Genomic DNA, 23,211 nt, shown 5'->3' with positions numbered 1-23,211 from the left:
TTACGAAAGGAGACACATTATGTCTTTATGGAAACAACTCTGGACATTTGTTAAACCACATCAGCGCATGCTGTACTTGAGTGGTATTGCAATGATTACTTCATCAATGCTTTTCGTTGCCGGAACAATGATTACCAAAGTTATTATTGATGACTATATTATGGGTATTTTTGAACCATTAGTTGTAACAACTGATCCTGAAGCAAATAATCGCTCAGTAGCGTTTGATGGCTCATACTACACCCGTTTGAGTGATAGTACCCAAGCCGATACCAGTAATGAACGAGCTACAATCTCACTGACTGGCGATGGCTATATTATGGTTACCGGGAATTACAGTGGTACTGAAATCACTACGAATGCCGGAATTGCTTATGTGAATGGTCAAAATATCGGACCATACGTCCTCCTCACCGGGGATGACGTATGGCAATTCTTCAGTATAGATCTGGTAGCAGCAATTATGATGATTGCGCTAAACTTCCTTATTTATCTGATTACTGCTGCATTGTCGTACTATAGCGGTCTTGAACTGCGGTATTTGGCGAGTAAGGTGGTTATTGATTTACGTGAGGCGGCTTTCTTGCATTTGCAGGAGTTACCGATTCAATACTTCAGCGACTATCCTGATGGTAAGGTCGTTTCATATATTGTTCATGACAGCGGCGCAATTATCGGTTTATTCGAGAATGCCTTGCTTGAGTTAGTGCGGATGGCGGTTCAAATTATTACCGTATATATCGGTATGTTCATCCTAAATGCCCAATTAGCTACATATGCTTTAGTGGCAATACCGTTTATTGCTGCTTGGATTTTCTTATATCGTCGCTATGCTGCTAAAAACTTTAGTGCAACCAGAGAGATTCAAGCGAATATGAATGCGATGATGAATGAGCAGTTCAGTGGTATTGAAGTGGTTCAAGCTTTTGGCGCGGAGCAAGACGTTGTGACTGAGTTCGATAAACAAAACACTGAATATCTAGAGTATCGCAAGAAGTTTGCATTACTGGTTAGTTTATTTACTGATGGGGTAGTCCATACGCTGCGTCGTTCAATCATTACTATTGTATTAGTTTACTTTGGGTATGAATTACTTGGCGGTATGATGGTACTTTCAATTGGTGTTGTCTATGCCTTTGTTCAATACATTGATCAAGCATTCCAGCCACTGTTCTCATTATTTGGTGTGCTTAACCGTTTTGAGCGCTCATCAGTTTCAGCACAACGTATTTTCGACTTCTTCTTAAATAAACCGGGCACAATGCTTGAATACGGTGCAATTCCTGAGATCGATGGTAACATTGATATCAGCAACTTAAACTTCAGTTATGATGGTGAGACACCAGTATTGAAAAATATTAACTTGCAAGTAAAAGCCGGACAAACAATTGGTATTGTTGGTCATACCGGTAGCGGTAAAAGTTCATTAATGAATGTTTTACTCCGCTTCTATCCATACCAATCAGGTGAGATTTTGATTGATGGTCATAATTTACTGGATTTACCGGTACAGTCATATCGTGAACATGTCGGTATTGTACTACAAGACCCTATCTTATTCTCTGGAACGCTTTACTCAAACATTAGTCTTGATAATCCAAACATCAGTGAACAAGACGTCCTTGATGTCATTCACCAAATTGGTGCTGATGCATTTATTCAGAAACAAGAAAAAGGATTACAAGAACCAGTTCATGACATGGGTAAAAACTTCTCTGTCGGCGAACGACAGCTCATTGCCTTCGCTCGGGTTATGATTTACAACCCGCGTATCCTCGTTTTAGATGAAGCCACCGCCAACATCGATACTGAAACCGAAACAATGATTCAACAAGCATTACAAGTTATCAGTCGTAACCGGACAACCTTTATTATTGCCCATCGACTTTCAACAATTAAATATGCTGACCAAATCATCGTTCTTGACAAAGGTATCATGGTTGAAAAAGGAACTCACAACGAACTCCTTGATGACAACAAATTTTACCGCAAAATGTATGATTCGCAAATGACTCATCCTGAGTTAGCTTATTAGAAAATTGAAAAGGCCTGATTGACAAGCAATCAGGCCTTTCTTTTTTTATTCAAAATATTCTATAATATCTGCTTCAGTAATCTCACGGAGCACCTTGCATGGGTTGCCCACCGCGATAACACCGTCAGGAATGTCTTTGGTAACAACACTCCCGGAACCAATCACGGTATTATTACCGATAGTAACGCCCGGCAGCACTTGAACGCCACCACCAAACCAAACATTGTCACCAACTGTAATCGGCGCATCAACCTCGATGCCAAGGGCACGTTGTGCCGCATCTAAAGGATGGCCGGCCGTGTAGAAACCGCAGTTTGGACCAATGAAGACATTGGCACCAAAACTGACCGGTGCACCATCCAGAATCACCAGATTGTGGTTGGCGTAGAATTTCTCGCCAATAGTGATGTTGTGGCCGTAATCGCACCAGAATGGTGCAGTGATGAAAAACTCGTTGCCGGTTGCAGCAAAAAGCTGGCGAATAATTGTTTGCTGCTCATCAAAATTTGATGGGCGCAGCAAGTTGTAATCGTGGCAGAGGTCTTTGCATGACGCTCGTTCAGCAATAAGCTCCGGGTCGTTATCAGCATCATATACCAAGCCGGCGAGCATCTTTTCTTTTTCGGTCATTCTAAGCACACTCCTTGTGTTTAACTTCAAATCCAATTATACAAAAAGCCACTTCCCTTGGGAAGCGGCTTTTTCAAATTTCACATAAAAACTATTCAGCAGGATATGCATACACCAGGAATCGGTAGTCGGTTGCTGCCCCAAAGGTAAATGGGAAACAGGTCATCAACACCAATTCGTCACGGTCCAAGTGAGCTGAAGTATTAACAACTTCAGTTTTCGTTTGCGGAATGACTTGATCTGGATCGGTATCATCGTAATCCTTGCTCGCGTAATATTTATATGTTCCATAAGGCATTTCAACAATAATCTCCATACCTTTTCTAATATCTTTCAACACGCCGAAATCCGTATTCCGGTGACCGGCTAAAAATATCTGACGGCTGTCGCCCGGATATCCGGTTTCCATCATGTGGCCTGCGCCACCTTTTAAATCCTCAACCCGAACCCCTTCAACAATTGCTGTTTCCAAGCCCAGTTCAGGAATCTTCAATAGCCCGATAATTTGTCCTTCTTCCGGATGAAACTCATCACGTGAAATTTTTGTATCTAATACTTCTGCTGCCTGATCCTTAAACGCATTTGACTGCATCGCCTGAGTTACCATTTCATATACATTCGTCCCCACAAGCCATGCCCCGACCAGTAGCAAGATAACCGCCAAAACGGTAGTAATTTTTCTTAACACTGATAAAAGACCTCCCTTAAATCATTAATAGTATACCACAAAGAAAACCCTTAGGCAATTGACTTTCCGTGTGTTTTATGTGTTTTTTTATTGAGAAAAAAAGAACAAAATCTGGCGAAAGCCCAGCCTTTGTTCACACCTATTTTTTAGTCATCGGCTTAATAACAATCTCCTTCTTCGCACGTGGATGTGCGCGCAAGTAAGTTTGCTTGAGCTGCTCATTACTAAGATGCGTATAAATCTGAGTGCTGGCTAGTTCCTCATGGCCAAGCAATTCCTGCACTGAGCGCAAATCAGCACCCTCAGTCAGCAAATGCGTGGCAAAACTATGTCGCAGCATATGCGGCGACAGCTCGCTTGAAAGCCCGGCTTTCGCCGCTACCCGTTTTAGCATATACTGCACACCACGGGTTGACAAGGCACCACCATTCTTATTCAACAGCAACATATTATAATTCTCAACACCGTTTCGTTTCAGCAAAGGTCGTCCCAGTTCCAAATACTCTTGAACCGCCTTTTGGGCATAACTGCCAAAAGGCACACTGCGATCCTTGTCGCCTTTCCCTTCGCGCACAAATACCAAGCCCTCATCAAACTGCAAATCTTCGATAGCAAGGTTAACCAGTTCGCTGACCCGCAAGCCGCTGCCATACAATAATTCGTAAATAGCACGGTTACGCAATGCCAGCGGTTCGTTTTCGCTCACTGCGGCAATGAACCGCTCAATTTCCTCAAAAAAGACAACCTTAGGTAAATGATGCTCAGCTTTCGGCGTACTAATGGTCGCTGCCGGATTATCTGCCAAATACTCCTGCTTCACCAAATAGTTCATCCAACTCTTAATTGCTGACAAGTATCTGGCGCTCGACTTCTTGCTCAAACCTCGCTCAAATAACTCAGCCATATAACTCCGCACATCAATAATCGTAATCGCAGCAATTTCATCCTTATCAAGCGCATGCAAAAACGCAGCTAAATCCTGCAGATCATGTTGATAGCTCGTTAACGTATGCTCAGAATATCGCCGCTGATGCCGCAAATAATTCAAATATAAGGCAATTGCATCATTAATGCTCATAACTACATTCCTTCTTTAATAAATGCTTCCATTACGGTTATTGCACGCTCCGCATAAGCCGCCTTCTTTTCCTTCTTCTTCACTCTAAAACCTAAGTCCGGCAGAATACCAAAATTAGCATTCATTGGCTGAAAATCTTCAGGAGCGGTATGGGTAATATAATAAGCTTGAGCACCCATTACCGTCTCTTGGGGGAAAATCACTTGATGTTTCGCTTCAATCAGCGAAGCCATATTAAGCCCGGCGATTAAACCACTGGCCGCACTCTCAACATAACCTTCCACGCCGCTCATCTGACCGGCAATAAATAAATCTGCCCGCTTCCGCGTCTGATAAGTCGGTTCCAATAATGTTGGCGCATTGATGAAAGTATTGCGGTGCATAACCCCGTAGCGCACAATTGAAGCATTTTCAAGTCCGGGAATCATCTGAATAATTCGTTTCTGCTCCGGCCACTTCAAATGCGTTTGAAAACCAACTATATTGTATAAAGATGCAGCGGCATTATCCTGGCGCAATTGCACCACCGCGTACGGCCAACGGCCAGTCCGCGGGTCATCAAGCCCTACCGGCTTCATCGGCCCATACAGCAAGGTCTGACGACCACGCTTCGCCATCACCTCAAACGGCATACACCCTTCAAAAAAGATTGCCTGCTCAAAATCTTTTGGTTCTACCGTCTCAGCAGTCACTAAAGCATCATAAAAGGCATTGAATTCTTCCTCATTCATTGGACAGTTAATGTAAGCTGCCTCACCCTTATCGTAGCGTGACGCAATAAACACGGTATCAAAATCAATACTATCACGCTCAATAATCGGTGCTGCCGCATCATAGAAATACAAATATTCCTGACCAAAGAAGTCTTCCAGCGCTTTGCTTAATTCCGGCGATGTCAAAGGTCCGGTAGCAATAATTGTCGGCCCTTCGGGAATTTCCGTCACCGCCTCATTAATAACTTCCACCAAAGGATGCTCATGTAAAGTTTTAGTAATCAACTCCGAAAATCCCTCACGGTCCACGGCCAGCGCGCCGCCTGCCGGCACCCGCGTCTGATCAGCGGCACTAATAACTAATGAGTTCAGCAAACGCATCTCTGCTTTCATAACCCCAACTGCATTCGCTAAACCATCAGCCCGCAATGAATTACTGCACACTAACTCGGCAAAATTTGCTGTCTGATGTGCCGGTGTATTCTGCACCGGACGCATCTCATACAGTCTTACCGGTATGCCGCGATTCACTAATTGCCAGGTTGCTTCACTTCCGGCAAGTCCGGCTCCAATTACATTCACTTTTTGCATTTGCTCTAATCTCCTTTTTTGACTCTTTCCCTATTATAACACAAAAACCATTTCGTCAGATAAAACGAAATGGTTTTTTTATTTTACGCTTCTTCACCTTCAACATAATCACAAGATGAACATTTTATTTTTTTACCTTTTTGTACCATCAGTGCATCACACTTTGGACATTTTTCTCCGGTAGGCTTATCCCAAAGCGCAAAATCACAATCCGGATAGCGATTGCAGCCATAGAAAATTTTACCGCGACGGGTTTTCTTCTCAACAATATCACCTTCACCACATTTTGGACAAGGAACACCAATTGATTGCGGCTCGTTCTTTTCAGTAGGCTTAATATATTTACATTCCGGATATCCGCTACAGCCAACAAACTCACCATAACGACCACGACGGACAACTAATGGTTTGCCACATAATGGGCACATCTCACCAGTTTCCTGTGGAGCAATTTTTTCCATCTCATCAAATGCTTTTAAAACCATCGGTTCAAATTGAGCATAGAAATCTTTCAGGAATTGAATATGATCTTCATTGCCTTCAGCAATTTTATCAAGATCTTCTTCCATATGCGCAGTGTACTCATTATTAATAACAATATTGAATTGTTCCTGCAATTTATCATTAGTCAGAATTCCTTGATCAGTTGGATAGAAGCGTTTCTCGCGCAACTCAACATAGGCCCGTTTTTGAATTGTATCCAAAATTGAAGCGTAAGTTGATGGTCGACCGATGCCTTGCTCTTCCAACTCTTTAACCAAGCTTGCCTCACTGTAACGTGCCGGTGGCTGGGTAAAGTGCTGTGATGGCTCAATTTTATTAGCTGCCATTTTTTCGCCTTCAGTTAAATCCGGCAAAATCTCATTTTTATTCGTTTCATATTGCGAGTACACTTTTAAGTACCCGTCAAATACTAAAACACTTCCCGATGCTTGGAACTCATAGCCATTATTTTCAAAGATAACTTTAGTATTATCAAACTGTGCTTCTTTCATTAAGAAAGCCAAAGCACGAGCCCAAATAAAGCTATATAATTTCAACTCATCTTTATCAAGATATGGGGCAACTTCTTCAGGTGTACGAGTAATAGCAGTTGGCCGGATTGCCTCATGGGCATCCTGCGTATTCGCTTTTTCTTTAGTTTTGCGAACTGTCCCGCTGTATTCTTTACCAAAAGTATCTAAGACATAGTCTTTAGTAGCACTTACAAAATCATCAGAAAGTCTGGTTGAATCAGTACGCATATATGTAATTAACCCGACTTGTTCATTTTCCAGAGCAATACCTTCATATAATTTTTGGGCAATGCTCATCGTCCGTTTAGCGCTAAAACCTAATTTATTCGCTGCTTCTTGTTGTAAGCTTGAGGTAATAAACGGTAGCTTAGGGCTGCGTTTATTACGTTTTTTAGCAATAGAAGCAATCGTAAAATCATTTCCATTCACTGCATCAACGACTACCGTTGCCTCAGCCTCATTATTTAATTCAATTTTTTTGCCATTTAACTTTGTCAATTTGGCTTTAACAGCTTCATCCATAAAGTAAGCATGGATTTCCCAGTACTCTTTAGGAATGAATGCTTCAATTTCACGTTCTCGGTCAACAACCAATTTTAAAGCAACTGATTGTACCCGCCCGGCACTTTTACTTTTAATTTTATTTTGCAGTAATTTGCTCAGACGAAAACCAATAATACGGTCTAAAATCCGCCGCGTTTCTTGTGAATGCACTAAATGCATATCAATCGGCCGCGGTGATTCAAACGCTTTTTTTACCGCAGTCGGGGTAATTTCATTAAATACAACCCGATTATCCGCATCAGTCGGCAAGCTCAACAAGTCAGCTAAATGCCAGCTGATTGCTTCCCCTTCACGGTCGGGGTCAGTTGCCAGATAAACATGATCAGCTGTTTTTACTGCAGCTTTCAGTTTCTTAATGACATCTGCTTTTCCTTTTGCATTCTTATATGTTGGTTGAAAGTCACCGTCCACATCAACACCAAGACCAAGTTTCCCAGTCGTCGCTAAATCACGAATATGTCCTACTGAGGAAAGAACTTCATAATCTTTACCTAAATACTTCTCGATAGTCTTTGATTTTGCAGGCGATTCGACAATTACTAAATTCTTCACTAAATTATCGCTCCTCAAAATTATATAAATTACATCAAACTAAAAATTTGCGTCAAAACATAGAATAAACGCTTATTGAAGAAAAGTCAACTAAAAAAATGTAAACTTCCCAATAAGCGTCTTCTTTTATATTATTCAATTAATTAGTCAAAGATGCTGACCTTACTCTCTTCACCCTTGAAAATTCGTTTAATATTTGCATAGTGGCGTATATAAGTGATTAATAACAAAATTGTCATCGCAATTGTTAGATTCCATTCTTGCAACAGTGCCGATAAAACCGTCACGCCTAAGATAGCCAATAATGAACTTAGCGATACCATTTTTGACAGTCGCAGAACTAACATAAAAATCCCGATTCCGACTAGTGCATATGGAATATGATAGAACAACAGGAAGGCTCCGGTAGAAGCCACACCCTTCCCGCCGCGGAATTTCATAAAGATTGGATAACATTGACCAATTACTGCACCAACTGCCATTAATCCCGGATCAACCTGGAATCCAAGCAAGGTAACAATAAAATACGGAATCAATACTTTTGAAAAATCAAATAAAAAAACAACAATTCCCCAGTGAAAACCCAAAACCCGAATGGTATTCGTTGTTCCGCTTCCTTTAGACCCATACTGACGAATATCTTTACCATAAAAAAACTTGCTGATGACAACACTTAAATTTACCGACCCATATAAATAAGCAAAAACAAACGCTATTGCCATGGTAATTAACTGTGTTTGCGTAAAACCAAACATTTTATCCCTCCGTAACCTGAGATGTAACACACTCTAGTATACAAGAAATATCTGATAAAAAAAAGCCTTTTTTACGAAACGATAAGTAAACCAACAAAATCAAGGAGTGACAATATGCGAACAAAATTACTGAATGCCGATTATTATCAAACGCTCAGCTTTCGTGAACGTGGCGATATTATTCGGGATATCAAACTCAATCAATCAAAAAAACTTTGGCAAATCCTGAGCGCAAGCGACAGCTCAGGGAGTGAGCCTGAGCTGCCGCCCGACTGCCATTATCTCACTATCCTCGACGATAACTATCCTGTTGCTTTAAAAGAGATATACGACCCACCTCTGGTGCTCTATTATAAAGGTGACATCAACCTCCTCGAACATCAACGTAAAATTGCTGTAGTCGGTAGCCGTACACCGCAGAACATTTCCCTAAGAAGCGCCCGCAATACGATTCGCCAGCTCAATAAACATAATTTTCTGGCAGTAAGCGGATTAGCTAATGGTATTGACAGAAATATTCACATTGAAGCTCTCGCCCAACATTTGCCAACAATTGCTGTGCTAGGTGCTGGTTTTGATCATATCTATCCGCTTACAAATACAACTATATTTAAAAACATCTGTCAACATGGTTTAGCTATTTCTGAATATCCACCATATATTAAAGCTCAAAAATGGCAGTTTGTTGCCCGCAATCGCATCATTGCCGGATTAGTCAGTGGTGTCATTGTTATTGAAGCAAAAGAAAAAAGCGGCACTATGTTAACCGCTCGTTTTGCTTTAGCAGAAAATCGAGAATTATATGTTGTTGGTGGCCATAGTCTTGATCCAAGCTACCGCGGGTCCAACAAACTGATTCAAGAAGGTGCCAAACTCTTTATTGATATTGATGATATTCTCGAAGACTTCTAATCATTCTCAGACTGCACTTGAGGTGGTAATGCTAATTCACGCGTATATGATACAACATCCCAGAAAACATTTCGTTCCCGATTGATACACTGAAAGAATGCAAGCAAACATAGAACACCAAATACCATTCCCAGCATCATCCAGTTAGTCACCCCAACTAATTCAATAAATCCGCTATCGAGAAATAACCACATTATTGCCGGAATAACAACAACAAATAAATACTTCACTACTAATTGCCAAAACTTAGCTGACTTATTGGTTCTGGCATCCACAACTCTCGTTTTTAACAACCATTTCCCAAAAGTCTGACCGCCACTAAAAAATTGAACAACAACAAAGAGTCCAAAAAAGCATACCCAGTACCAGATTATAATATTAGTATCTTGAAAAATTACATATAAAACAATAGATATAAAACCAAGCATAAAGTTATCAATCGAAAAAGCAATAAAACGTCTTGTATAAGATACTATCAAAGTTTTAGGGTATTTACTCTTTAGTTCAGTAATATCAGGAACAAATTTCATAAAGACATAAGCAAGTGCATATCCCAAACAGCCGCCCAATGTATTCAAAATTAAATCATCAACATCAAACAACCGGTAAGCACCATCATAAATACCAAATATTCCGGTCAACTGTGTCACCTCAAAAAAGAGCGACGTCAAAAAAGCGAAAATGGCAACAAAGGCGAACTTTTTATGGAAATAATATTTCCCGAAAAAGCCAAGCGGAAGCAACAATAAAACATTAAATATAGTTACCCAAATAGCAGGATTTCCCACTATCGCTTGAATAGAAAATCCATTTTGCTCTCTGATAATATCCAAAACAAATTCAAATGGTATAAATTGTGGCTGCACCGGAATATAGCTACCTGGTTCAGGAAGCGGTAATATCACCAAGAAGAAGGCTACCAGAAAATAGTATATAACTGCAAAAAATACTATAAAGCGATACATGCTGACAAAGCCATAACGACGGTAAGAATAAATCATATATGGCAGCCAAATAACCCAAGCGATTACAAATAAGAATAAAAGTCCGGTCACTATAGGTACTGAGTATTGGCTTAACATTCACTATTCCTCCTTCGAAAATATACAATCATATGTTTGTTGAATGGCTAGTTCAACCGTTTGCTTCATAATACTATGACGGCTACCGGATAGAAAGTATTGTTTAGTACTGCAAACTCCATCAACCAGTACACAAATATACGTAAGTCCAACTGGTTTCACTTCAGTTCCACCCTTCGGTCCGCTAATACCAGTAATACTAATAACAACATCAGCACCAGTATTTTTACACATACCGCGAGCCATCGACTCGGCAGTTTGCACACTTACCGATCCATAAGCAGCAATTAACTCTTCATCCACATGCAAACGCTTAAGCTTTGCATCCATATCATAAGCAACCATCGACTCAGCAAAAATCGCTGAAACACCATCTTGTTTAATAAACTCCGCACTTAGCAAACCACCACTCGAAGTCTCAACAATTGCCAAACGCCAAGAGCGTTTTTTTAGCGTATCTATCAATAGCTTAATCATACATTGCCTCTTTTAAAACACTACCAACACGAATGAAAGTAGTAGGAAACTCCAAAGCGATCCTAAAATCATTACTCATCCCCATAGAAAATTCATGGGCATCTAAAGTAGGAAATTGTTGATTCATCTCGGCAAGCAATGCAACCGTCTCTGCAAAAAACGGCCGCGTCAACTCAGCATCGATATGCGGTGCCATCATCATTAATCCCATAATCTTAACATTCGGACACTCTTCAAGCAAATAAGTAATTAACGGCTCCAGCTCCGAGCGCAACACCCCTTGTTTACAGCCTTCACTAGCAATATTTACTTCAATAAACACCTTCTGAATCTTCTTTATTTTAAAAGCCTGTTGCTGGATTGTGCGAGCTAAACTCACCCGATCCAGTGAATGAATATAATCAACCTTATCAATAATATACTTCACCTTATTAGTTTGTAAAGTACCAATAAAATGCCACTGTAATGATTCACAATCATGAAAGTGTTCATATTTATACAGCAAATCTTGCACCTTATTCTCACCAAAAATTGTAATCCCCTGCTGATACAGCGAGCGCATAAAAGCAACATCAAAATATTTTGTGGCAGCAACGACTTTCGTCGGTGCTGCCATACTAATTAATTCGCTGACTTTCATCGTCATCTTCACCCCTATACATCAAAATGTAATTGACCATCAATAAGCTTCTTCACCGGCGCAAATGTTTTACGATGTATCGGTGTCACTCCATAAGTTTCAAGTGCCAGTAAATGAGCTTTTGTCCCATAGCCTTTATGTGCTGCAAAACCATACTCAGGATATTCTAAATCATACATACACATTAATTGATCGCGAGTTACTTTAGCAACCACACTGGCAGCCGCTACACTAATACTCCGCTGATCACCCTTAATAATCGGTTCAACAATAGCATCATCATATGAAAACGGCATCGCATCACTCAAAATATATGTCGGCTGTGTTGAAAGCTGGCTAACCGCTTCAACCATCGCCTGTTTTGCTGCTTGATAAATATTAATCTTATCAATCGTCTCAACATCAACTATACTTACACCAATAGCAATCGCCTGCTTTTGAATCTCGCCATAAAAATGAACCAGCTTTTTTGCTGATAATTGTTTTGAATCATTTAATCCTTCCAGCTCAAAATTGACTGGCAAGATGACCGCCGCCGCAACTACTGGACCTGCCAACGGTCCCCGTCCTGCTTCATCAGTGCCGGCAACAAATAAATGTCCGCCGGTATATGCACCACGTTCAAACTCCAGCATATCATTTTTAGGCTTCATCCGCAGTTACCTCTTCCGGCACTTCCAAAGTTAAGCACCCCAGAGCACCATTACGAATATCATGTAAGAAAAATTGATAAATCTTATGATAATCAGTTTCACCACCGCGACCAATACTATTGCGCATCTTGGCAATACTATCCAATTGTTCAATGAAATCAGCTGATATTCCGGCTTCACCATAACGTTCCACCAATTGATTCGGATAATTATCACGCATAAACGTTAATCCGTATTCGGCAATTGTTTCTAACGGTAAGATGTCGTCTTTTATTGTTCCCAATAATGCTAACTTTAATCCTACCGATTGGTCTTCAAACTTAGGCCACAAAATACCAGGTGTATCCAGCAATTCAAGCTGCTGATGCAAGCGAATCCATTGTTGAGCTTTGGTAACGCCTGGTTTATTCCCAACAGTTGCCGCTTTTCTGCCGGCAATTTTATTAATAAAGGTTGATTTACCTACATTAGGAATACCAACTATCATCATCCGAATCGCACGTGGTTTTCTTCCTTGTGCTTTCTCTTTAGCAAACTTTTCACTTAAAATTTGTTGCAAGCTATCAACAAAAGCTTTTAGATTAAATCTCTTATTAACATCAAAGTCAAAGGTCGGAATTGCATGGTCAGCAAAATATTGATGCCACAATCGTGTTTTGCGCTCATCAGCTAAATCTGTTTTCGTTAAAATAACAATTCTTGGGCGAACCCCGACGATATCATCAATAACCGGATTTCTTGATGCCAGCGGACTGCGGGCGTCAACAAGTTCACATACAATGTCTACAAGTTGTATTTTTTCTTTTATTTCACGGCTGGCTTTGGACATATGTCCTGGGAACCATTGAATTTGCTTCATAATAAATCTCCAATATTCTAGTAAAACCCAGCAACAATCTTAAGTAACTTGCGGATTTTGTCTCGTATCTATTGTATAAAAAAAGAGCATAAATTGCAATTTATGCTCGAAATATTACCTTTAAAAGCTTAAAGCTCATTTATATCTTCCGGTTTTACTGTCAGAAACTGAATTTTATCAATAGGCCAGATAGAAAATGCTGCCTTACCCAGAATTTGTTCTTTAGGAACTAAACCAATCTGCCGGCTATCAACAGAATGAGTCCGATTATCCCCCAAAACTAAATAATATCCTTCCGGAATAATTGAGTTACCTCCATTACCGGGAATTTGTGCCACAGTGAAATCATTGGTATATTGGTTAACCGGATCAACAATAAAATCTTCCGCAACGAGTTCATTATCAACATAAAGCTGATTTCCCCGGAAAGCCACTTTCTCACCCGGCAATCCGATTACCCGCTTAATAATTAATTCACCTTCGGGAATCCGGTCACTATCCGGATCAATAACAACAATATCAAAACGAGATGGATTAGTAAAGCGGTATGAAATCCGATCTAAAATCAGTCGTTCACCATCAACAAGTGTCGGCTCCATTGAAATGCCCTCAACCATTGCAACAGAAAAAACAAACGCATTTAATAATAACGTTATCGAAAAAATTATACATAGCCAGCCAAATAATTTAGCAGCTGAAACGGCAATCCGTTTTGCCAGCGAGGGTTTCTTCTCCATCTATCAGTTCATCTACTTTCACAATTTAAGTATCTGTAATCATTATAATAAAAAAAACGGCTAAAGTATAGCTCTTCACACTTAAAAATAATAAAATCCCCCATACTTTTAGTAAAAAAGCCGAAATATATTGTGACTATTTCATGATATCTATTAAAAGCAAAAAAACAAGCCCTTGTTTAGGGCTTGTTTTTTTAACTAAATAATTATCGAATTTCACGAATACGAGCAGCTTTACCACGTAAATTACGTAAGTAGTAAAGTCTAGCACGACGAACGCGTCCACGACGTAACACTTCAATCTCAGCGATTTTTGGTGAATGTACCGGGAAAGTACGTTCAACTCCAACACCTGAAGAAATTTTACGTACAACAACGTTTGAACTGATTCCTGATCCTTGGCGCTTAATAACAACACCTTCGAATACTTGGATACGCTCACGACTACCCTCTTTAATTCGCACGTGAACACGGATAGTGTCCCCAGCTTTAAAGCTTGGTAAGTCAGTCTTAATTTGTGATTCAGTCACTTTTCTTAATAACTCTTGCATTATTTTTCAACTCCTTCTGCGACACGTTCATACAAATATATGCAGCGGAACCTGTTTTTTCATACTTAGCTATTTTATCATAAACACTGTTGGCTTGTAAACAACATTTACACCTCTTCAGCATATTTATCAATAAAACTACCCATCCGTTCACGAAACAATTGATAATCATCACTAAATGACTGATAACCAAATTCAATCCCGAGCTCGCCCCGGCTACCTAAACAAAAGAAAAAGGAAGTAAACTCAAGCTCTTGATAGCGCTCAAAAATCGTTTGCAGTTCCTGTACATATAAAGGTAAATCTGACCACTCATGCTGATCATGTTCTTGCTCAAGCCACTCAGGATAATCAACTAAAGCAATTAATTCTGAGTTCTTATTTAACACAGATAAATCAATACTGCCACGCTCACCTTCCACCTCCGCATATAAATATATCCGATTCCACGCTACTGGTAACAATGCATCAAGCGTTGTTGCCAGTTCGCGGTATACCTCTAGTAGTTCTTCTTCCATTTCAGTGCCGCCTTTCTTTATATCAGTGCTTTTTCATCTTAGCAATATAAAAGCCATCACTCTCTTTACTCTCGGCAAAGTCAATTTCCGCTTCTAATTCAGCATCTTGATGTGCTGCCAGAAAAGCCTGTACCTGATCTTGATTTTCAAAGTGATTAATTGTACATGTACTATAAACTAGCGTTCCTCCGGCTTTTAGTAACTGCCATGCAGTTGTTAAAAGCTCAGCCTGCAAACCAACCAAACTATCCAAATCCGCCTTGCTGATACGATAACGCAAATCCGGTTTACGGCGAATAACCCCTAATCCGCTGCATGGCGCATCAAGCAGAATTCGATCAAACGCTCCCGCTTCAAACACCTTCGGCAACTCTAAAGCATCATAATTACTGAATGTTACATTGGTAACACCCAAGCGCTCGGCAGCTTCTCTCATCAATTCAAGTTTGTGTTCATGAAGATCATTGGCAATAATCTCACCGGTATTCTTCATTAAATCAGCAATATGCATAGTTTTTCCGCCAGGAGCTGCACACATATCAAGAATGCGCTCACCTTCAAGTGGTGCCAACATCGGCGCAACATGCTGACTGCTTAAATCCTGGATAGCAACCAAACCGGCATTATAAGCTTCTGTATGGGCAATGTTGCCTCTGTTCAAGGTAACACTGCCAGCAATTGGTCCGGCATCAAATACGCTCAAATCACCCGTTTTCAGATGATTTATCCGCGCCACTCTTAATGGTGGCAAATTATTCTGCTCTAAAAGCGGCTCAACCACCGTCATTGGGTATTGCTTCAACAAAAAATCAACCAACCAAAGCGGATGCGAAGTCGCAACACTTAAACGCTCATTATCCGGCAAATGCTCCAAACTAGGTCGCTCATTACGTTCAAAGTTACGTAAAATGGCTGTAACCATTTTACCGATAAAGCTACCACCTTTGCGCTTAGCAATATCAATTGTTTCATTCAACACCGCATAGCTCGGCACCTTATCCAAAAAAACTAATTGGTAAACTGCGCTCTCAAGCAATGGCAACATCCACTTTTTCGGTAGTTTCTTATCAATAAACGGTGCTAAATAATAATCCAACAATAACTTATGCTGCAAAACTCCATATACAATCTCAGTAATTAAACCACGCTCACTCACTGAAAAATCCCCAGCTGAAAGAGCTTGATTTAAAGCAATATTGGAATAAGCACCTTGACGGAATACCGCATCAAGCACTTCAAAGGCAACCTTCCTTGCCTGACTCGCTTTTTGTTTACTCAAAATGCGCACCTTCCAACATATCACGATTCCCGTTATAAAAATCTAGCGCCTTCATTCGGCCTTTGCCCTCATACTGCAACTCAGTAATACAAAGCATCTGTCTATCGCCACAAGCAACCAAAATCCCATTGCTATCGGTACCAACAATACTCCCCGCCGCTTCCGCTGTTGCCTCGCCAGTCAACTGACTCGCCCAAAGCTTCATCCGCTTATTATGCAGCGTTGTGAACGCCCCGGGCGCCGGATTTAAGCCGCGAATGCGGTTAAAACAAGCCCGCGCCCCCGCGTGCCAATCAAGCCGCTGATGTTCACTCTGAATATTTGGTGCCAAGGTCATAGCACTATCATCTTGCTTTTCTGCAACCAACTCACCGGCAAATAGCTTTGGTACAGTTGCTAATAGTAAATCGCCACCAAGCTCAGTCAAGCGCTCATAAAGGCTGCCTAAAGTATCATCATCATTAATAGGTGTTTTTATAACACTCAACATATCGCCGGCATCCAAACGCTTCTCCATATACATAATAGTAATTCCGGTTTCCGCTTCACCATTAATAATTGACCAGTGAATTGGCGCCCCGCCACGATACTTCGGCAGTAAAGATGCATGCACATTAATGCAGCCAAAAGCCGGAATATCGAGGATTGTTTGAGGCACTAATTGTCCGTATGCAGCAGTAATAATTAAATCCGGTTGCAAAGCCGCAATCTCATCTGCAATATCACGAACTTTTTCCGGCTGTAATACCGGAATACCATGTTGCATTGCTACTGCCTTAACTGGCGTAGGCTTAATTTCACGCTTTCGCCCGACCGGCTTATCCGGTTGGGTGATTACACTTATCACCTCATAACCCGCCTCATTAATAAACCGCTCAAAAATATGCGCGGCAAAATCCGGTGTACCCATTAAAATAACTCTCTTTGACATCCTTTAACCTCCATTATACTGATATTGAAAGACTCACTTTATTATGTTTATAATACTTCTGCTGCAGGTCATACAATCGCGCCAAAGTATGCTTCTTGTCCTTATATTTCAGCAAACACTGATACGTATACTGATTATTCACCCGTGCAATCAATGCCGGAACCGGCTTATAAATTTGAATTGCCTCATCATCCTTAAACTCTTGATAAATCGCAAACAAAAGGTCGTAAGCCTCCTTGGCAGAAGCCGCGGTGGCTTTCAGGCTACTAACATGGCAGTATGGCGGATAGTAATGCTGTTTGCGAATCTTCATCTCTTCCTGATAAAAACCTTGATAATCATGTTTCGCCGCAAATTGAATCGCATAATGATCCGGCATATACGTCTGAATAATCGCTGTTCCGGCCCGTTGACGCCCGGCCCGGCCGCTCACCTGAGTCAACAATTGAAATGCTCGTTCACTGGCACGAAAATCCGGAAAATTGAGTGTCTGATCAGCAGCTAAAACACCAACCAAAGTCACATTTGGAAAATCAAGACCCTTAGCAATCATCTGTGTGCCGACCAATATGTCCGCCTCTAAATTACTGAACGTATCAAAAATTGCCTGATGCGACCCTTTTTGCGAAGTCGTATCACGATCCATACGTAAAATTCGGGCATCAGGAAACTCTTGCTGCAATGCCTCTGTCAGACGTTGCGTGCCTTGACCAAAAAGTTTAATATATGGACTCGTACAATTTGGACAAGTTTGTGGTAATGGTTCCTGATGTTCACAATAATGGCAATGTAATTTATTTGAAGTCTTGTGATAAGTCAGCGAAATATCACAGTTCGGACATTCAACAACATACCCGCACTCACGACATTTTACAAAAGTTGCATATCCACGACGATTAAACAATAAAATAATCTGTTCTTTCTTATCCAACCGGTCACGAATTGCTGCCAATAAATCCCGCGAGAACATCGAGAGGTTCTTCGCGTGCAGCTCTTCCCGCATATCAATAACTTTCACTTCCGGCATCATCAACCCGGCAATACGTTCATGGATGCCAACATATAAATACCGGTCAACCTGAGCTCGCGCATAGGTTTCCAAACTTGGCGTTGCACTTGAAAAAATAACCGAACAATGGTGGAAGTCAGCACGCCAAAGCGCCATTTCCCGAGTATCATAAGCCGGCATATTTTCTTGCTTATAACTACTATCATGTTCTTCATCAATAACAATCAAACCAATATCAGTCAGCGGTGCAAAAATAGCTGACCGGGTACCAACAACAATCTTCACTTCACCACGCTCAATCAAACGCCACTGATCAAAGCGCTCACCATTCGACAAACGACTATGCAATACTGCTACAGCCTCACCAAAACGTCCAACAAAACGTTGCACCATCTGTGGCGTCAAAGCAATCTCCGGCACCAGCACAATCGCCTGCTTGCCACTGGCAACCACTGCTTCAATCTGCTGCATGTACACCTCGGTCTTCCCGCTTCCGGTCACCCCATGTAACAGCATCGCCTGCCCGCTTTCGCGACCAGCACTAATCGCATCAAAAGCAACTTGCTGCGCTGCCGTCAACGGCTGTTTCACATACTCCTCATACACTGAGGAATTGTACACCGAACGCAAGACCTCTTGCTCCTCAGTCACAATCGCACCTTTTTGCAATAAACTTTGCACAATCGGTGCCGAGAACTGCTTACGCAGTTCCGTCGCCGAATACGGCAACCGTTGCCCCAGCAAAAACTCAACTGCTTCAAATTGCTTTTTCGCCTTCGGCTGTACCACACCGTCAATAACACGGACAACCATCTCTTGTGTTTTCACTTTTACCGCTTGCTTGCGGCCAACCTTTAGCGCCGCCGGCAAAATTGTCTGCAAGGCATTAATCATAAAACTTGCCGTCTGCTCACACATGTATTTAGCTAACTCAATTAACTCATGCGTCAGCACTGGCTCCTCATCTAAAACCGCATACACTGGCTTTAAAGCAAACTTAAAATCTGCTTCCTGAGCATCTTCCTTAATACCAAGCACAAACCCCTCAACATTGCGATTACCAAACGGCACATGTACCCGCATGCCAACTTCTACCCGCTGTCCCTCTTGAATCAAATAATCATAAGTCTGATTAGTCTGATGTGCCGGAACATCAACAATAACTTCTACCGTACGCATACACTCACCGCCTTCTAAAATACTTCTCTCCTATTTTATCATACTTCTGCCTCTTTTCTATAGAGAAAAACAAAAACAGCAGGACCTAAAGTCCTGCTGTTTTAAAACCTTATAAAAAAATTACATACTGTGGTGAAAATTAATTAAATCTGCTTCCAGCTCTTCTAAAGCCTCGCCAATATAAGTATCTTTTTGTTTTGATTCCTCTAACTTAAATGATTCCGGATGTAATTGTAATTGACGTGCACGCTTAGCAGCAATGATTGCCAACTCAAATTTTGACCCAACCTTTTTCAATAAAATATCAATTGATGGTTCTAACATAATTAATTTCCTCCCAAAGTATCTAATAAAATTTTATTTTTCAATGAATCCTCGATATATTTCACTCGATAATGCTCAGCCTGAATAATTGTCTGAATCTTATCGACGGCAGTTTGAACATCATCATTAATAACTGCATAATCATATTCTGACATTAAAATAATCTCCCGGATTGCTGTTTCCAAACGTCCGGCAATTACATCGTCCTCTTCCGTTCCGCGTCCTTCCAGACGCTTACGCAATTCCTTTAAACTTGGCGGCGCCAAGAAAATAAAGACCGCATCGGTAAACATTTTATGTACCTGTGCTGCACCTTGAACTTCAATCTCCAAAATAACATCTTGCCCGGCAGCTAACTGATCCTCAACATATTTTTTTGGTGTTCCATAATAGTTGCCGACAAACTCAGCATACTCAATAAACTCACTGTTATTGATCATTGCTTCAAACTCATCACGAGTCTTGAAAAAGTAATCAACACCGTCAACTTCACCTGCCCGTGGCAGTCTCGTTGTCGCCGAAATAGAATAAATAAGCTTATGATTATCACGTTCAAACAACGCAGAACGAACCGTCCCTTTCCCAACCCCGCTAGGCCCGGATAGCACGAATAAAATACCTCTCGACATAAAACACACCATTTCTCATATATAATATACATTATTATACAACGATAACCATATCTTTTCAATAAAGTTCGAAAAATATCAGCTTGAAGTTTGATGTTTCCAGCGTGAATGCAACAACAAAAACATGACTTAATTGAAAACGATTGAAATTTCAAAAAATCAGCAAAAATTGTGAGCGAGCGTATCTAAACATACGTGACCGAACAATTTTTGCTGATTTTTATGGAATTGCACCCCAAGGGTACTTCTTACGGGCGCGACGTTTGTCAAGAGTCTGAACCGAAAATCACTCCACCCACATTCTCCCCCACCAAGGAAGCAGTTTATGCTATAATGAATATACAAATTTGAAATAAAGGATGCGGAAACATGGCATTTGACGGACTTTTTTTACACAGCATGATTCGAGAACTTGAGCCGCTCGTTGGCGCAAGAATAACTAAAATTCATCAACCTTCAACCAGAGAGGTTATTTTTGCGGTTCGCCATTTTAATCGCAGTGCGCGGTTATTATGCAGTGCCCATTCAATTTATGCCCGGATTCAAGAAACCACCAATATCCCGCAAAATCCGCAAGAACCACCGATGTTTTGTGTGGTGTTGAGAAAGTATCTTGACGGTGCGACTATTGAAAGTTTCAAGCAAATTGGTAACGACCGAATTTTGCATATTGAGTTTCGTAATACCAATGATTTAGGTGACCGAATCAAATATACTTTGGTACTGGAAATCATGGGACGGCACAGCAACATTATTCTCCTTGACCAAAACAATATGATTATTGATGCCATTAAACATCTAACTATTGATGAAAACACCCGTCCGGTCCTACCACGGCTCGCTTATACAGCGCCACCCGCTTCTGGCAAACTTAATCCGTTTACCGAACTTGCTGCTATGGATTATACTACTATCGGTCAGACTTATGAAGGTATTTCCGGATTGTTAGCACAAGAAATTGCCTACCGACAAAATCTACGGAGTGTTCTTGATGCTGCCAACACCCCCGAGCCAACAATTACCACAGCTAAAGGTAAAAGCTACTTCAGTTTTTTACCTTTGGAGCATTTGGGAGAAAGTTATCAAGCCTTCGCTACACTGAGCGAACTGCTTGATTATTACTACCTGCATCTGGCTGAAGCCGACCGCATTCGCGAGCAAACTAAAAATATTGCTGCCTTTGTGCAGAATCAAATAACTAAGAACCAACAAAAATTAAAAAAATTAACCAAAGAACAGCAAGAAGCTCAAAATGCTGATATTTTACAACAAAAGGGAAATTTGTTACTGAGTAACTTACATCAACTGCAAACTGGTCTCAAAACAATTACTGTTGATAATTATTTCGACCCAGATTTAGCTCCGATAACAATTGACTTAGATCCGGCCAAAAATGGTACTGTAAATGCCAATAATTATTTCAAACGCTATAACAAAGCTAAAACCGCACAAATTAAACTTGCCGAACAAATTGAATTAACCCAAGGTGAAATTGACTACTTTGAAGAAGTTGCCCAAAATATCAGCATTGCAACTACGCAAAATATCCATGAAATTCGCCAAGAACTAGAACTTGGCGGTTATTTACGTCCACAAGTCAGTAAACGCAAAGAGCGTCCGGCAAAAGCTCTGATTGATAGCTACGAAAGCCCGGATGGAACGATGATTCTAGTCGGTAAAAACAACTTACAAAATGATATGGTTACTTTTAAAAAAGGCCGTAAAACTTACACTTGGCTCCACGCCAAAGATATTCCTGGAAGTCATGTTGTTATCTGCAGCAGCGTTGTCAGCGATGAAACTTTACAAACCGCAGCATTGCTTGCAGCATATTATTCAAAATCAAAAAACTCAGCTAATGTCGCTGTTGACTACACCCTCATTAGCCATGTTCATAAACCTAACGGCGCTAAACCCGGATTTGTCATCTACACTGACCAAAAAACACTTTATGTAACTCCGGATGAAGCAACTATTCAAACTATAAAAAAACTTTAATTGAAAGGACGCAATACTACTATGGAAGCATTTCAACTGCAAGACTCACTCCTGTGCCTACCCGGCTGGCAACCGGTCATCGCCGGATTCACAACCAAGCTCATCGGCGATCTTGGTTTCCGCACTGATATTGACGACCAAACCGTCGTTCACTTACGCGAACAACTAGCGGCAACAATCAAACAACCGCTCAATACCTGGGTATTTGCTCAGCAAACCCACAGCACCAATATCAGAAAAATCACCGCTGCCGACCGTGGCCGTGGCGCCCTTCAATATGAAGACGGCATCCCTGATACTGATGGCTTCTATACAAACATTCCTGGCATTGTTCTGGCAACAATACATGCAGATTGCACCCCGGTTTGGTTCTATGCACCAAAACATAAAATGATTGGCGTTGCCCATGCCGGTTGGCGCGGTACTACTGGTGAAATCACCCGTAAAATTCTAAAAATATGGATAGAAAAAGAAAACATTCCACCTGCTGATATCCGTGTAGCTATTGGCCCATGCATATCACAATCTTATTACGAAGTTGGTAATGATGTCATTGAACAAATAAAAAGCATGGAAACACCTGAATCAATGGATTTCGTCCGCCAAATTGCACCAGACAAATACACCATTGACACCCGCATGCTCAACTACAACCAAGCAACGGATATCGGCATTCCTTCAGCAAACATCCAGATTAGCAACTATTGTACCTTTGCTGACAGCGAACTCTTCTACTCATATCGCCGTGAACACAAAGCTGCCGGCCGAATGCTGGCCTTTATCACCATCCCTGAATAAAACCCAAAACAAA

The 23,211-nt window shown here is 41.0% G+C and carries 23 protein-coding genes; 4 read left to right on the top strand and 19 right to left on the bottom strand.

The annotated features are described in order from the left end of the window. Window positions 1–19: 19 nt before the first annotated feature. Window positions 20–2,035, top strand: a complete 2,016-nt coding sequence (locus tag FEZ08_RS09290) for an ABC transporter ATP-binding protein (RefSeq protein ID WP_138191659.1) — start codon at window positions 20–22, stop codon at window positions 2,033–2,035. 45 nt (window positions 2,036–2,080) lie between these two features. On the opposite strand, the gene FEZ08_RS09285 is transcribed toward FEZ08_RS09290, so the two are convergent. The 6 genes from FEZ08_RS09285 to plsY form a co-directional block, all read right to left on the bottom strand. Continuing rightward, complete coding sequence (locus FEZ08_RS09285; RefSeq protein WP_138191687.1) at window positions 2,081–2,665, bottom strand: sugar O-acetyltransferase; 585 nt, start codon at window positions 2,663–2,665, stop codon at window positions 2,081–2,083. A gap of 91 nt (window positions 2,666–2,756) precedes the next feature. Beyond that, window positions 2,757–3,353: a class D sortase gene (locus FEZ08_RS09280; protein WP_138191657.1), complete on the bottom strand. Its 597-nt coding sequence runs from the start codon at window positions 3,351–3,353 to the stop codon at window positions 2,757–2,759. Between the two features lie 139 nt (window positions 3,354–3,492). After that, entirely contained in the window at window positions 3,493–4,431 is a 939-nt protein-coding gene (gene xerC, locus FEZ08_RS09275) for a tyrosine recombinase XerC (RefSeq protein ID WP_138191655.1), read from the bottom strand. A 2-nt stretch (window positions 4,432–4,433) separates the two neighbouring features. Continuing rightward, window positions 4,434–5,735, bottom strand: coding sequence for a methylenetetrahydrofolate--tRNA-(uracil(54)-C(5))-methyltransferase (FADH(2)-oxidizing) TrmFO (trmFO, locus tag FEZ08_RS09270; RefSeq protein ID WP_138191653.1), 1,302 nt, complete (start codon window positions 5,733–5,735; stop codon window positions 4,434–4,436). An 83-nt stretch (window positions 5,736–5,818) separates the two neighbouring features. Further along, the gene (topA, locus tag FEZ08_RS09265) at window positions 5,819–7,867 is read right to left on the bottom strand and encodes a type I DNA topoisomerase (RefSeq protein ID WP_138191651.1); all 2,049 of its coding nucleotides are present in this window, start codon (window positions 7,865–7,867) and stop codon (window positions 5,819–5,821) included. 143 nt (window positions 7,868–8,010) lie between these two features. Further along, on the bottom strand, window positions 8,011–8,622 hold the full coding sequence (plsY, locus tag FEZ08_RS09260; RefSeq protein WP_138191649.1) for a glycerol-3-phosphate 1-O-acyltransferase PlsY: 612 nt from the start codon (window positions 8,620–8,622) through the stop codon (window positions 8,011–8,013). A gap of 114 nt (window positions 8,623–8,736) precedes the next feature. Between plsY and dprA the strand changes: the two genes are divergently transcribed. Continuing rightward, window positions 8,737–9,534: a DNA-processing protein DprA gene (gene dprA, locus FEZ08_RS09255; RefSeq protein ID WP_138191647.1), complete on the top strand. Its 798-nt coding sequence runs from the start codon at window positions 8,737–8,739 to the stop codon at window positions 9,532–9,534. Here the strand turns inward: dprA and FEZ08_RS09250 are convergent. The 13 genes from FEZ08_RS09250 to gmk form a co-directional block, all read right to left on the bottom strand. Continuing rightward, the gene (locus tag FEZ08_RS09250; RefSeq protein WP_138191645.1) at window positions 9,531–10,616 is read right to left on the bottom strand and encodes a VanZ family protein; all 1,086 of its coding nucleotides are present in this window, start codon (window positions 10,614–10,616) and stop codon (window positions 9,531–9,533) included. The genes dprA and FEZ08_RS09250 overlap by 4 nt on opposite strands. Before the next feature lie 3 nt (window positions 10,617–10,619). Next, on the bottom strand, window positions 10,620–11,093 hold the full coding sequence (locus tag FEZ08_RS09245; RefSeq protein WP_138191643.1) for a CinA family protein: 474 nt from the start codon (window positions 11,091–11,093) through the stop codon (window positions 10,620–10,622). Beyond that, entirely contained in the window at window positions 11,086–11,739 is a 654-nt protein-coding gene (locus FEZ08_RS09240) for a YggS family pyridoxal phosphate-dependent enzyme (RefSeq protein ID WP_138191641.1), read from the bottom strand. The genes FEZ08_RS09245 and FEZ08_RS09240 overlap by 8 nt, the downstream gene beginning before the upstream one ends. Window positions 11,740–11,747: 8 nt before the next feature. Then, window positions 11,748–12,386, bottom strand: coding sequence for a ribonuclease HII (locus FEZ08_RS09235; RefSeq protein WP_138191639.1), 639 nt, complete (start codon window positions 12,384–12,386; stop codon window positions 11,748–11,750). Next, window positions 12,376–13,245 carry a ribosome biogenesis GTPase YlqF gene (ylqF, locus tag FEZ08_RS09230; RefSeq protein ID WP_138191637.1) on the bottom strand — a complete coding sequence of 290 codons (870 nt, stop codon included), beginning with the start codon at window positions 13,243–13,245 and terminating at the stop codon, window positions 12,376–12,378. The genes FEZ08_RS09235 and ylqF overlap by 11 nt, the downstream gene beginning before the upstream one ends. Before the next feature lie 128 nt (window positions 13,246–13,373). Continuing rightward, the gene (gene lepB, locus FEZ08_RS09225) at window positions 13,374–13,982 is read right to left on the bottom strand and encodes a signal peptidase I (RefSeq protein ID WP_138191635.1); all 609 of its coding nucleotides are present in this window, start codon (window positions 13,980–13,982) and stop codon (window positions 13,374–13,376) included. A 206-nt stretch (window positions 13,983–14,188) separates the two neighbouring features. Then, on the bottom strand, window positions 14,189–14,533 hold the full coding sequence (rplS, locus tag FEZ08_RS09220) for a 50S ribosomal protein L19 (RefSeq protein ID WP_138191633.1): 345 nt from the start codon (window positions 14,531–14,533) through the stop codon (window positions 14,189–14,191). 107 nt (window positions 14,534–14,640) lie between these two features. Next, window positions 14,641–15,051, bottom strand: a complete 411-nt coding sequence (locus FEZ08_RS09215; protein WP_138191631.1) for an immunity protein YezG family protein — start codon at window positions 15,049–15,051, stop codon at window positions 14,641–14,643. Between the two features lie 22 nt (window positions 15,052–15,073). Further along, window positions 15,074–16,330, bottom strand: coding sequence for a 16S rRNA (cytosine(967)-C(5))-methyltransferase RsmB (gene rsmB / locus FEZ08_RS09210; RefSeq protein ID WP_171015012.1), 1,257 nt, complete (start codon window positions 16,328–16,330; stop codon window positions 15,074–15,076). Further along, window positions 16,323–17,261, bottom strand: a complete 939-nt coding sequence (gene fmt / locus FEZ08_RS09205; RefSeq protein ID WP_138191627.1) for a methionyl-tRNA formyltransferase — start codon at window positions 17,259–17,261, stop codon at window positions 16,323–16,325. Before fmt ends, rsmB begins: the two co-directional genes overlap by 8 nt. 13 nt (window positions 17,262–17,274) lie before the next feature. Next, complete coding sequence (gene priA, locus FEZ08_RS09200; RefSeq protein WP_138191625.1) at window positions 17,275–19,449, bottom strand: primosomal protein N'; 2,175 nt, start codon at window positions 19,447–19,449, stop codon at window positions 17,275–17,277. 120 nt (window positions 19,450–19,569) lie between these two features. After that, window positions 19,570–19,773: a DNA-directed RNA polymerase subunit omega gene (gene rpoZ / locus FEZ08_RS09195; RefSeq protein ID WP_171015011.1), complete on the bottom strand. Its 204-nt coding sequence runs from the start codon at window positions 19,771–19,773 to the stop codon at window positions 19,570–19,572. A 2-nt stretch (window positions 19,774–19,775) separates the two neighbouring features. Next, window positions 19,776–20,402: a guanylate kinase gene (gmk, locus tag FEZ08_RS09190; protein ID WP_138191621.1), complete on the bottom strand. Its 627-nt coding sequence runs from the start codon at window positions 20,400–20,402 to the stop codon at window positions 19,776–19,778. Window positions 20,403–20,771: 369 nt separating this feature from the next. Between gmk and FEZ08_RS09185 the strand changes: the two genes are divergently transcribed. Further along, entirely contained in the window at window positions 20,772–22,400 is a 1,629-nt protein-coding gene (locus FEZ08_RS09185) for an Rqc2 family fibronectin-binding protein (protein WP_138191619.1), read from the top strand. 21 nt (window positions 22,401–22,421) lie between these two features. Beyond that, window positions 22,422–23,198: a peptidoglycan editing factor PgeF gene (gene pgeF / locus FEZ08_RS09180; RefSeq protein WP_138191617.1), complete on the top strand. Its 777-nt coding sequence runs from the start codon at window positions 22,422–22,424 to the stop codon at window positions 23,196–23,198. Window positions 23,199–23,211 lie beyond the last annotated feature (13 nt).

Source organism: Culicoidibacter larvae (assembly GCF_005771635.1).
Classification (GTDB): domain Bacteria; phylum Bacillota_I; class Bacilli_A; order Culicoidibacterales; family Culicoidibacteraceae; genus Culicoidibacter; species Culicoidibacter larvae.
The sequence above is the reverse complement of the archived record's forward strand: the minus strand, read 5'-3'. Positions and strand labels throughout refer to the sequence as shown.